The sequence below is a fragment of the Phormidesmis priestleyi ULC007 genome (assembly GCF_003003695.1).
GTDB lineage: Bacteria > Cyanobacteriota > Cyanobacteriia > Leptolyngbyales > Leptolyngbyaceae > Phormidesmis_A > Phormidesmis_A priestleyi_A.
This window is the reverse complement of record NZ_PVWG01000008.1, coordinates 1-12,378: the sequence shown is the minus strand read 5'-3', so window position 1 is coordinate 12,378 and position 12,378 is coordinate 1. Positions and strand designations below refer to the sequence as shown.

Sequence of the window (12,378 nt, the reverse complement as noted above, 5' to 3'; positions counted from 1 at the left end):
GTGTCCTAAGTGCAGAGCACTAGAGTTGAAGAAAATTACTAAAAAAGAACCACTATAGATTTTTCAAGTCAAACCCCCTTGAAGTTCCAATTTTGATCTGCTGAAACTTACATCTTTAATGGAATAATTTATGGCTGTCAAAACCCTAACGATCGACGATCGCTTAGTCAGTGCCCGTGAAGAAGAAACCGTTCTGGATGCAGCACGGGAAGCGGGTATTCACATTCCTACGCTGTGCTATTTGGAGGGGGTTTCTGAGGTGGGGGCGTGTCGGCTTTGCCTGGTTGAGGTTGCGGGTAGTTCTAAACTTCAACCTGCCTGTGTCACTAAAGTGGCAGAGGGCATGGAGATTCAAACCAACACCGATCGCTTGCAAAATTATCGCCGCATAATTGTTGAAATGTTGTTTGCAGAGGGCAATCATGTTTGTTCTGTGTGTGTTGCCAATGGAAATTGTGAACTGCAAGATTTAGCGATCGAAATGGGAATGGATCATGTGCGACTGGAGTATCAATTTCCTGATCGCCAAGTGGATCTTTCCCACGATCGCTTTGGCATGGATCACAATCGCTGTGTATTGTGTACTCGCTGTGTTCGCGTTTGTGATGAACTGGAAGGCGTACATACCTGGGATATGGCGGGTCGGGGTTCTCAATCCCATGTGATTACAGATCTCAATCAACCCTGGGGCACGTCTCAAACCTGTACATCTTGCGGCAAATGTGTTGAAGCTTGTCCCACAGGGGCAATTTTTCATCAAGGTTCCAGTGTGGGTGAAATGGTGCACGATCGCGCCCGGATTGAATTTATTGCAACAGCTCGTCAAAAACAACAATGGTAGTCCTAAAAGAGGTAGTTAATATGTTACGACCGCATTTTCCCGAAACTTATCTGTGGATTATTTTATGGTTCATTTTTGCATTATTCCTCTTGATTGCAGAAGCCGCTCTCCTGCCTCAACCAGCCATTGCAATGGTGAACCAAATCAAGGAAGCTCTGGACATATTTTTGCTCCAGGCTACTCACTTCATTTAGTAGAAGCAGCAAGAAGTTGTTGCACAAGGATAACTGGAGGGAAATATGGCACGGATAAAATTCGCAACCGTTTGGCTAGGTGGCTGTTCCGGTTGCCATATGTCCTTTCTGGATTTGGACGAATGGCTGTTTGATTTGGCAGCCCAAGTTGACTTCGTTTATAGCCCGTTTATGGATGTTAAAGAGTATCCAGAAGGTGTGGATATAGTGCTGGTGGAAGGGGCGATCGCCAACGAAGATCACCTCGACATGATTCGCAAAGTCAGAGCACGATCGCGGTTGCTGATTTCCTTTGGCGATTGTGCGGTGACTGGCAACGTCACGGCTCTCCGCAACTCCCTTGGCAGTGCTGAACCTGTACTGCAACGATGCTACATCGAAGCGGCTGATCTTCATGCTCAGATTCCCACTGAGCCGGGAATTGTGCCGCCTTTGCTCGATCGGGTCACGCCTGTTCATACTGTTGTTCCGGTCGATGTTTACCTGCCTGGTTGTCCACCGCCCGCCGATCGGATTCGAGCTGCCCTGGAACCGCTATTAACAGGCAATATGCCTCATCTAGAAGGACAACAAATCAAATTCGGCTAAGGAGGAGGATTGATGTCTCAGCGAATTGTGATTGATCCGGTGACGCGGATTGAAGGACACGCCAAAATTACAATTTACCTGGATGATGTCGGGCAAGTCACCGATGCCCGCTTTCATGTCACAGAATTTCGCGGATTTGAAAAGTTTTGTGAGGGACGACCGCTGTGGGAAATGCCAGGCATTACAGCGCGGATTTGTGGCATTTGTCCCGTTAGCCACCTGCTGGCATCGGCTAAGGCGGGCGATCGCATTCTGGCAGTCACGATTCCCCCCGCAGCGGTCAAGCTACGCCGCTTAATGAATTTGGCACAAATCATCCAGTCCCATGCCCTCAGCTTCTTTCACCTCAGCGCACCCGATTTGTTGCTGGGCATGGAAAGTGATCCCCAAACGCGCAATATCTTTGGGTTAATGGCGGCTAACCCTGATTTAGCACGGGGCGGCATTCGCCTCCGTCAGTTTGGACAAGAGATTATTGAACAATTAGGGGGACGCAAAATTCATCCCGCTTGGGCGGTTCCTGGTGGAGTGCGAGAACCCTTGTCTGAAGAGGGACGGACTCATATCCGCGATCGCATTCCAGAAGTCCGCACCACTGCCCTGAATGCTCTAGAACAATTTAAGCAATTGCTTCAGACTCACGAACGCGAAGCCCAAACCTTTGGCAATTTTCCCTCTCTGTTTATGGGATTGGTCACACCCGATGGCTTATGGGAGCATTACGACGGTTATCTTCGCTTTGTCGATAGTGCCGGAAACATTGTCGCTGACCGCCTCGATCCCGCTCGCTACCAGGAATTTATTGGCGAAGCGGTGGAATCGGATTCCTACTTGAAATCCCCCTACTACCGTCCCTTGGGCTACCCCGACCAGAACGATCACTGTCGGCTAGACAGCGGTATCTATCGCGTAGGCCCCCTGGCACGGCTAAATATTTGCACCCAGATTGGGACACCCCTAGCGGATCAAGAACTGCGGGAATTTCGCGATCGCGGTCATGGCACCGTTACATCTTCATTCTTCTACCACTACGCCCGTTTGATTGAGATTTTGGGCGCGATCGAGAAAATTGAACAAACGATCGATGATCCAGACTTACTCTCAACGCATTTAAGAGCCGATGCAGGCATTAATCAACGGTCAGGTGTGGGAGTCAGCGAAGCCCCACGCGGTACGTTATTTCATCACTATCAGGTAGACGAAAACGGGCTAATGCAGAAAGTGAATCTAGTGATTGCCACCGGACAAAACAACCTGGCAATGAACCGAACTGTGGCGCAGATCGCCCGCCATTTCATCCACGGTTCTGATATCCCGGAAGGAATGCTAAACCGAGTGGAAGCCGGAATTCGCGCTTTTGACCCCTGCCTCAGTTGCTCCACCCACGCTGCTGGGCAGATGCCGCTCCATGTTCAACTGGTTGGTGCTGATGGCACGCTGCTCAACGAAACCTGGCGAGATTAATGATTCATTTTTTATAAACCCTCACAAGTTCATCAAATTGTTTTCCTAACCTCAAAGTGGAGCCAATAGGTCGATCGCTCCTCAGGAAATTATCAGGAACACATCATGGACTGCCACCTAGCCGCTACACTCAAAAGCTTGCACCGATCGATTCTAGTGATTGGTTACGGCAGTCCGCTCCGCAGTGATGATGGCGTAGGGCAGGAGATTGCTCAACAGATTGCAACTTGGGGAATGCCGAATGTGAAGGCGATCGCCGTTCACCAACTGACCCCCGAATTGGTTGAATTGCTGGCAAAGGTTGATATCGCCATTTTTATTGATGCTTATCCTGCCACCGCAGACCAAGAGATCCAAGTTCGCCTACTGGAGCCTGCTGATGGCATCACATCAGGACATTGGTGTGAACCGCAGGTGTTGCTGGCAATGACACAGGCGCTCTATAGCAAACATCCCCAGGCGTGGTGGGTGATGGTGCCGGGGATAAATTTTGAGTTGGGAGAGTGCTTTTCTGTGGTTGCGAATCAGGGCATGGAAGCAGCACTCCAGGAAATTGAACAGTTAATGCAATCAATGAGGACAGAATCATGCATGAAGTTGGGATGATGCAAAGTATTTTAGAGCGGGCTGTGGAACGTGCCAAACAGGAAGGCGCTCACCATATTGACGGAGTGCATATGCGAGTGGGTGCGGCTTCTGGAGTTGTACCCGACTCTTTGGAATTTGCGTTTGAAATTGCGAAAAAAGGCACGATCGCAGAAGATGCTCGGCTCGAAACAGAGCTAGTTCCTGTGGTCTGTTACTGTGCCAATTGCCAGCTTGAATTTCAACCCACAGATTTACTGTATGAATGTCCTGAGTGTCACCAGCCCAATTGCGAGGTGAAACAAGGACAAGAGTTTGAATTGGCATTTCTCGATGTGTCTTGAGGAGGGGTGATGCCCGAAACATTTAAGTCAGCGATGGACAAAGCCTACGATATCTTGCGGACTGAGCATCAACCTCTAAAAGCCATCTTTGCACCAAAAAGTGTGGCGGTGATTGGGGCGACCGATCGGGTTGGCAGTGTCGGGCGAACAGTGCTCTGGAATCTGATCAGCCACACTTTTGGTGGCACAGTATTTCCAGTCAATCCTAAGAGACATAGTGTGCTGGGGATTCAGGCATATCCCACCGTTAGCAGCATTCCTGAACCCGTTGATCTGGCGATCGTAGTTGTGCCTGCTCCCGGCGTTCCTGATGTGATTACGGAATGCGTAGAAGCAAAGGTCAAAGGCGCGATCATCATCTCGGCGGGATTCAAGGAATCGGGGGCAACGGGGGCGGCATTAGAAGCGCAAATTTTGGAACGGGCACGGCGGGGTAATTTACGCATTATTGGTCCAAATTGTCTGGGCGTGATGAATCCACTTACGGGTTTGAATGCCACCTTTGCAGGAGCAATGGCGCGTCCTGGCAATGTGGGCTTTATTAGCCAGAGTGGGGCACTGTGTACCGCCATTTTAGACTGGAGTTTGCGGGAGAATGTGGGCTTCAGTGCGTTTGTGTCAGTGGGTTCCATGCTGGATGTGGGCTGGGGTGATTTGATCGATTATTTGGGCGACGATCCGCACACCCACAGCATCGTGATTTACATGGAGTCGATCGCCAATGCCCGTTCGTTTCTCTCCGCAGCGCGGGAAGTTGCCCTCACCAAACCGATTATTGTGCTGAAGGCAGGTCGCACTACCGCCGCTGCCAAAGCCGCCACGTCCCACACCGGAGCTTTAGCGGGGAGTGATGGGGTGCTGGATGCTGCCTTCCATCGCTGTGGGGTTCTGCGAGTTGACACCATTTCTGACTTGTTTGATAGGGCAGAAGTGCTGGCAAAACAACCCCGTCCGCAAGGATCGCGCTTAACGATTTTGACCAATGCCGGAGGTCCAGGCGTACTCGCTACTGATGCGCTGATTGCTGCTGGCGGAGAACTGGCGGAACTATCGGAGGAAGCGATCGCCCACTTGAATCAAGTCCTGCCCACACACTGGAGTCATGACAACCCGATCGATATTCTCGGTGACGCTGATCCACAGCGCTATGCAAAAGCACTGGAAATTGCTGCTCAAGATCCCAACAGTGATGGCTTGTTGACCATTCTCACGCCGCAAGCGATGACCGATCCTACACAAACAGCCGAGCAGTTGAAAGCCTATGTCGAAACTACACAAACCTCTACAGCATCTCTAAAACATAAACCGATCTTGGCAAGTTGGATGGGCGGAGCCGATGTGGCAGCAGGGGAGGCAATTCTCAACCAGGCTGGCATTCCCACCTATGCCTATCCCGATGCAGCCGCACGAGTGTTCAGCGACATGTGGCGCTACAGCTATAACCTGCGAGGCATCTACGAAACGCCTACATTAGCTGGATTAGATGCAGAAATTCCCGATCTCTTCGAGATACCCGCAAGGGGTCGCCCCTTGGTAGAAACCATCATCCAAACCGCTCGTCAAGCCGATCGCACCCTACTAACCGAAGCCGAATCTAAACAAATTCTCCATGCTTACGGCATTCCTGTCGTTCAAACCTGTGTTGCCCAGAGTGAAGAGGATGCAGTGCATTGTGCAGATGCGATCGGCTATCCGGTTGTGCTGAAATTGCTCTCACAAACCATCACCCACAAATCAGATGTGGGTGGCGTGAAGTTGAATCTTGCCGATGCTGATGCTGTTAGAAAAGCATATCAAAACATTGAAGCGGCTGTTGTTGCTGATCCCGCCTCCTTCATTGGCGTTACCGTTCAGCCAATGGTTAAACTCGACGGCTATGAACTGATCATGGGTAGCAGTCTGGATGATCAGTTGGGACCTGTCGTGTTGTTTGGATCGGGTGGACAACTGGTAGAAGTGTTTGAAGACCGGGCGATCGCTCTACCGCCACTCAACACCACACTGGCGCGACGGATGATGGAACAAACCCACATCTATCGGGCACTCAAAGGCGTTCGCGGACGACCAGCAGTTGATTTAGCCGCATTAGAGCAACTATTGGTGCGCTTCAGTCAACTTGTCGTCGAGCAACGGTGGATCAAAGAAATTGATATCAATCCCTTACTAGCCAGAAGCCAGGAGTCGGCTCCATTCATCGCTCTGGATGCTCGCATCGTTTTGCATGGACTGGATATTCACCTGGATCAGTTACCCAGGCTGGCAATTCGCCCTTATCCCACGCAATACCTTTCTGCTTGGACAATGAAGGATGGCACCTTCCTCACCATTCGTCCCATTCGTCCTGAAGATGAACCGCTGATGATTCAGTTCCACAAAACACTGTCTGAACAAAGCGTTTATTTTCGCTATTTTCATCTGATTAAACTCAGTCAACGCACGGCTCACGATCGCCTGACGCGACTCTGTTTTATTGATTACGATCGCGAGATGGCGTTGGTGGCTGACTATACTCATCCAGATACCGAAGCGCATGAAATTCTGGCAGTTGCCCGACTCAGCAAACTGCACGGCACCAATGAGGCAGAATTTGCGCTCCTGGTCAGCGATCGCTACCAGTGTCAGGGATTAGGCACAGAACTGCTGAAACGTTTGCTCCAAGTGGGTCAGGATGAACAGCTAGAACACATTCATGCCGAAATTCTGGCTGATAATTCTGCGATGCAGCGAGTCTGTGAAAAGTTAGGATTTAGCCTGCGATCGATCGAAGCAGGCGTGATGCAAGCAACGATTGAGGTACAACAAATCACACGATGAATATTGTATTCCAGCAACGATTACATCTCGTGATTCAGGGAGCTGTTCAAGGGGTCGGCTTTCGTCCCTTTATCTATCGGTTAGCGGCTGATTTAGGGTTAACGGGTTGGGTCAATAATTCTGCTCAAGGTGTCGTGATTGACATTGAAGGAGTGAGATCGCAGCTCGATACATTTCTGCACCGACTTAATCAAGAAAAACCATCGCGATCGCACATTCAAAGTTTAGAATCCTCATGGTTTGATCCAGTTGGTTATTCTATTTTTGAAATTCGCAAAAGTGTTGTGGGTGAGAAAACAGCTATTGTTCTGCCCGACATCGCCACTTGTCCAGAGTGCCTTCAGGAGATCTTTGACCCTACAAATCGCCGCTATCGCTATCCCTTCACCAACTGTACGAATTGTGGTCCTCGCTTCAGCATCCTTGACGCGCTTCCCTACGATCGCTCTAACACAACGATGCAGTACTTCAAAGTGTGCAGAGATTGTCAAATAGAGTACGGAAATCCTGGCGATCGGCGGTTTCATGCCCAGCCCAATGCCTGTCCGCAGTGCGGACCTCATCTACAATTGTGGAATCCATCCGGTGAAATCGCGTCTCACGACAATGCTTTGAAGATAGCAGCAGATGCAATTCGCCAGGGCAAGATTGTGGCGATCAAAGGCTTGGGTGGATTTCATTTAATGGTTGATGCTCGTAATGAGACAGCAATTCAGCGATTGCGGCAAGCAAAACAACGAGCCGCTAAACCCTTTGCATTGATGTATCCTTCCCTGGAGTTAATCAAGGCTGATTGCGAAGTCTCAGAGTTAGAAGAACAGTTGTTGCGATCGCCCGAAGCTCCGATTGTTCTCTTAAAACACTCCAAAACCCAAACTCTCAACGCTAAAATTGCCCCATCTGTTGCCCCCCACAATCCGTATCTAGGCATCATGTTGCCCTACACGCCCTTACATCACCTACTGATGGCTGATGTGGGTTTTCCTATTGTGGCAACCAGTGGCAATCTTGCCGATGAACCCATTTGCACCGATGAACAGGAAGCCATCCAACGGCTCGGAACCATTGCTGATTTGTTTCTTATTCATAATCGTGAGATCGCCCGTCCAATTGATGATTCCATTGTTCGAGTGGTGATGGAACAGAAAGTGGTATTGCGTCGTGCGCGGGGCTATGCGCCGTTGCCGATTTCAATTCATTCAAAATCCAAAATCCTGTCCGTTGGCGCACATTTAAAGAATACGATCGCCTTTTCAACCAATCAGCAGGTCTTTGTCAGTCAGCACATTGGCGATTTGGAGACAGTTCCGGCATTTGAGGCGTTTCAACAAACGATCGCTAGTTTTCAACAGATCTATGAACTGCAACCGACTGCGATCGCCTGCGATTTACATCCCGATTATCGCTCTACACAGTTCGCTCATCAACTTGCTAATCAATTGCAGATTCCGGTTATCCCCGTTCAACATCACTACGCTCATATCCTCTCCTGTATGGCAGAGCATCAGCTTGAGGGTTCCGTTTTAGGCATTGCCTGGGATGGCACAGGCTACGGATCGGATGGCACTCTCTGGGGTGGTGAATTTCTGCACATCACCGATACGACCTTTAGGCGGGTTGCTCACCTGCGTTCGTTCCATCTGCCTGGAGGAGATAAAGCCGTTAAAGAACCGAGGCGATCGGCGATCGGATTGCTTTACGAGCTGTATGGTGATCAGGTGTTTGAGATGAAGGCACTTGACTCTATACAAACATTCTCAGATCAAGAATTAAAAATCTTGAAAACTATGCTGAACAAGAATCTCAATGCTCCAATTACATCCAGTGCCGGACGCTTGTTTGATGCGATCGCTTCAATCCTCGGATTGCGTCAATACATCCAATTTGAAGGGCAGGCAGCGATGGAATTAGAGTTTGCGATCGAGGGCTTTGAAACCGATGAATCCTATCCATTTGAAATTCAATCAACCAGATCTCCGACTTCTCCAAAGAAGTCGGAGATCTTAGATTGGGCAGCGATGGTACGGAGAATCTTAATTGATAGTCGATCAGGTCTATCGATCAGCAATATCTCAGCCAAGTTTCATAACACACTGGTTGAGATGATAGTAGCGATCGCGAACCGAGTTGGAGAAGAGCGAGTCGTTCTTACAGGCGGCTGTTTTCAAAACAAATATCTAACCGAACGCGCCATTCAACGATTGAGAGCAGAAGGATTTCGACCCTACTGGCACCAGAAGATTCCAGCCAACGATGGCGGCATTGCATTGGGTCAAATCATGGCAGCGCTACGGGAAATTTCAGGAGGTAAAGAACGATGTGTTTAGCAGTTCCAGGAAAAATTATCGGCATCCACAATCAGGACGATCCATTGCTGCGGACTGGTAGAGTCAGCTTTGGAGGCGTAATTAAAGAAGTCAGTCTTGCCTATGTGCCTGAAGCAAAAATCGATGATTATGCGATCGTCCATGTGGGCTTTGCCCTCAGTATTCTTGACCCTCAAGAAGCAGAACGAACATTGAGGTACTTAGAGCAAATTCAGACCTGATCGTGCAATGAAGCGCGATCGATATCGATTATCATAACGCCCCTGTTGAGCGGCGATAACAGCCCTGAATAGAAGCAAGAAAACTCTGCTCGCCACTCCAACAGGATTGTTAGACCACTAATCCTCCTAATAAGGCAATAGCCAAGCATTGATACGAAGGCACTAAGGTTCTTTGGGGTAAAGAACAGTAAGCTTCAATAAAGCTGCTAACGGCTTGAGTAATATAGATAAAATCGAGTTTTGAAGTATCTTAGATTTCTGGATAACCTGAGCTATGCTAGGTGAAAAGCAATAGTAAAATTGGACTAATTTTTTGCCAAAGAACGAAGGCAACAAAATTTTGTCTCTGAATTTGTAGAATGTGCTTAAAGTTTCTGTGTCTGCGTTACAGGCAGTAGCAATAAAGCATGAGCCGTTGTTTGAGGGGACATAGTTCGTCCGTCCATCAAAAATGAGAGGGTCTACGAGAGGTTTTGGACGAATTATAAGTTGTCCGCAGTGTGGACAATATTCGTTGGGTATCGCTTCCGAATGAATATCAATTTTTATTGGAGGATCAATTTGCCGCGGATATTCAGGTGGAGTAGGAGTAAACCCCTTTGGGGCTTTTATGTAATTAGGGATTGAAGGATCTATATAGTTGGGAATCGGTTGTATTAGCGAGACTCCGCAATGAGGACAATAGCGAAAGTTTGAAGATATAGATTGTTTACAGTGAGGGCAATCTCGAAAGAGGGGTACTTGATATTTGTCAGACGTGTAGGATGGCATAATCACTCCTTTTCTTCTTACCCAGATTATGGGAGATAAATTTGAAGAACTTGTGAGTAGACCCAAAAACCTGACAATTCTTCAGCAGATTTTAGAATCTGGCTTCAACCCGTCAGGCTAACTATTAATAGACTGAAAGCTTCCGCCTAAGATCCCGTAGTGGGTGAATAGGCAGAAGGATTCGGCATAACGCCCCAAATTTAGCACTTCGGTAGAATCTTTCTCCATAATGTGCTGCTGAAGGTGAATAGGCAGAATCTTTTCATATATTTTCATATTCATTACGGAGACGATCGGATGTGCTATTAAGCGCACCGTATATCGCTCCTCTCCACTCGTGATGCAAGAACGCCCAAAGAAATTGTCTGATTCCTCACAAGTTCCTCAAACTGTTTACCTAACCTCAATGCTATAGCCAATCATTGGGACTCTATGGTTATGGCAAATTCTAAGCTGAGAACTGTTGCAACCATTGATGCTAACGAAGCCGTTGCTCAAGTTGCCTATCAACTGAATGAAGTGATAGCTATTTATCCCATCACGCCTTCTACGCCAATGGCTGAAGGGGCAGATGTCTGGGCTTCTGAGAACAAGCCAAACCTCTGGGGCACTATTCCTGCTGTGGTTGAAATGCAGAGCGAAGCAGGGGTTGCTGGAACCATTCACGGAGCCTTGCAGACGGGTGCATTGACGACAACCTTCACTGCATCCCAGGGATTGTTGCTGATGATCCCAAATATGTACAAGATTGCCGGAGAACTCACCCCGACCGTGTTTCATGTGGCAGCGCGATCGCTGGCAGCACAGGCACTTTCTATCTTTGGCGACCATAGTGATGTGATGGCGGTTCGTGCTACTGGGTTTGCTATGCTTTGCTCTGCTTCTGTGCAAGAGGCGCAAGATTTTGCTCTGATTGCTCAAGCCGCCACGCTGCGATCCAGAATTCCCTTCCTGCACTTTTTTGATGGCTTCCGCACGTCTCATGAAATTGCAAAAATCGAGTTGTTAGAGCAGGAGGATTTGAGATCGCTGATTGATGAAGATTTGATTCACGCGCATCGATCGCGGGCACTGTCTCCTGATCATCCCGTCCTGCGAGGAACAGCCCAAAATCCAGATGTCTATTTTCAGGCACGGGAAACGGTCAATTCATACTACGCAGATTGTCCAGACATCGTGCAAACTGCGATGGAGCAATTAGGGCAATTAACGGGGAGATCCTATCACCTGTTTGATTATCACGGTGTACCCGATGCCGAACGGGTAATTGTGTTGATGGGGTCGGGTTGCGAAGCAGTTCATGAAACGGTTGATTACCTGAATGCCCGTGGTGAAAAAGTCGGTGTGGTGAAAGTGCGGCTGTATCGTCCCTTTGATGTCAAACGATTTGTTGAGGTGTTGCCTGAGAGTGTGAAGGCGATCGCTGTTCTCGATCGCACTAAAGAACCCGGTAGCACAGGCGAACCGTTATACCTGGATGTGGTCAACGCTATTTATGAAACAAATTCAACACTCAAAGCTCAAAACTCAAAATTAATTATCGGCGGTCGCTACGGACTATCTTCCAAAGAATTTACACCTGCGATGATCAAAGGTGTATTTGATCATCTGACAGCCGCTAGTCCAAAAAACCATTTCACAGTGGGAATCAATGATGATGTCACCCACACTAGCCTGGACTATGATTCAGGATTTTCGATCGAATCAGATAAGGTCATTCGCGCTATCTTTTACGGACTGGGTTCGGACGGCACAGTTGGAGCTAACAAAAACTCAATTAAGATCATTGGTGAAGAAACGGACAACTACGCTCAGGGATACTTTGTTTATGACTCCAAAAAATCAGGTTCCGTTACCATTTCTCACCTACGGTTTGGCTCACAACCGATTCGCTCATCCTATCTGATTAGTTGTGCAAACTTTGTCGCCTGTCACCAGTCAGCATTCCTGGAACGGTTTGATATGCTTCAGCATGTTGTTGCAGGTGGAACCTTCTTGTTGAATACTCCGTACAACACTGAGGAAGTGTGGGAACATCTACCCCAACCCATGCAGCAGCAAATCGTTGAGCAACATCTGAAGTTTTACATTATTAATGCCAATAAAGTTGCCCACAACAATGGCATGGGTGGGCACATCAACACTGTGATGGGGGTGCGACCTCTACTTGATTTAATCATTCAATCATGATATTACCTCAGTGATGCAACCAAGAGGGGTGAGTATGAG

At 48.4% G+C, this 12,378-nt stretch carries 10 protein-coding genes; 9 read left to right on the top strand and 1 reads right to left on the bottom strand.

Going from position 1 to position 12,378, the window contains the following annotated elements; translation table 11 throughout:
• The first annotated feature begins 130 nt into the window (after window positions 1–130).
• The 8 genes from hoxU to C7B65_RS09225 all read left to right on the top strand — a co-directional run bounded on the left by hoxU (window position 131) and on the right by C7B65_RS09225 (window position 9,378).
• Window positions 131–841 carry a bidirectional hydrogenase complex protein HoxU gene (hoxU, locus tag C7B65_RS09265; protein WP_073070984.1) on the top strand — a complete coding sequence of 237 codons (711 nt, stop codon included), beginning with the start codon at window positions 131–133 and terminating at the stop codon, window positions 839–841.
• Between the two features lie 239 nt (window positions 842–1,080).
• Window positions 1,081–1,623: an NADH-quinone oxidoreductase subunit B family protein gene (locus tag C7B65_RS09255; RefSeq protein ID WP_073070980.1), complete on the top strand. Its 543-nt coding sequence runs from the start codon at window positions 1,081–1,083 to the stop codon at window positions 1,621–1,623.
• A gap of 12 nt (window positions 1,624–1,635) precedes the next feature.
• The gene (locus C7B65_RS09250) at window positions 1,636–3,087 is read left to right on the top strand and encodes a Ni/Fe hydrogenase subunit alpha (RefSeq protein ID WP_073070978.1); all 1,452 of its coding nucleotides are present in this window, start codon (window positions 1,636–1,638) and stop codon (window positions 3,085–3,087) included.
• Window positions 3,088–3,192: 105 nt separating this feature from the next.
• Window positions 3,193–3,693, top strand: a complete 501-nt coding sequence (locus C7B65_RS09245) for a hydrogenase maturation protease (RefSeq protein ID WP_083582849.1) — start codon at window positions 3,193–3,195, stop codon at window positions 3,691–3,693.
• The gene (hypA, locus tag C7B65_RS09240; RefSeq protein WP_073070976.1) at window positions 3,675–4,016 is read left to right on the top strand and encodes a hydrogenase maturation nickel metallochaperone HypA; all 342 of its coding nucleotides are present in this window, start codon (window positions 3,675–3,677) and stop codon (window positions 4,014–4,016) included. The genes C7B65_RS09245 and hypA overlap by 19 nt, the downstream gene beginning before the upstream one ends.
• 9 nt (window positions 4,017–4,025) lie before the next feature.
• The gene (locus C7B65_RS09235) at window positions 4,026–6,830 is read left to right on the top strand and encodes a bifunctional acetate--CoA ligase family protein/GNAT family N-acetyltransferase (protein ID WP_073070975.1); all 2,805 of its coding nucleotides are present in this window, start codon (window positions 4,026–4,028) and stop codon (window positions 6,828–6,830) included.
• The gene (gene hypF, locus C7B65_RS09230; RefSeq protein ID WP_073070973.1) at window positions 6,827–9,157 is read left to right on the top strand and encodes a carbamoyltransferase HypF; all 2,331 of its coding nucleotides are present in this window, start codon (window positions 6,827–6,829) and stop codon (window positions 9,155–9,157) included. Before C7B65_RS09235 ends, hypF begins: the two co-directional genes overlap by 4 nt.
• Window positions 9,148–9,378 carry a HypC/HybG/HupF family hydrogenase formation chaperone gene (locus C7B65_RS09225; RefSeq protein ID WP_073070971.1) on the top strand — a complete coding sequence of 77 codons (231 nt, stop codon included), beginning with the start codon at window positions 9,148–9,150 and terminating at the stop codon, window positions 9,376–9,378. Before hypF ends, C7B65_RS09225 begins: the two co-directional genes overlap by 10 nt.
• Before the next feature lie 162 nt (window positions 9,379–9,540).
• Here the strand turns inward: C7B65_RS09225 and C7B65_RS29580 are convergent, their stop codons facing one another.
• Entirely contained in the window at window positions 9,541–10,149 is a 609-nt protein-coding gene (locus C7B65_RS29580; protein WP_073070969.1) for a zinc ribbon domain-containing protein, read from the bottom strand.
• 438 nt (window positions 10,150–10,587) lie between these two features.
• Between C7B65_RS29580 and nifJ the strand changes: the two genes are divergently transcribed.
• Entirely contained in the window at window positions 10,588–12,339 is a 1,752-nt protein-coding gene (gene nifJ, locus C7B65_RS09220) for a pyruvate:ferredoxin (flavodoxin) oxidoreductase (protein WP_083582847.1), read from the top strand.
• Window positions 12,340–12,378: the final 39 nt, after the last annotated feature.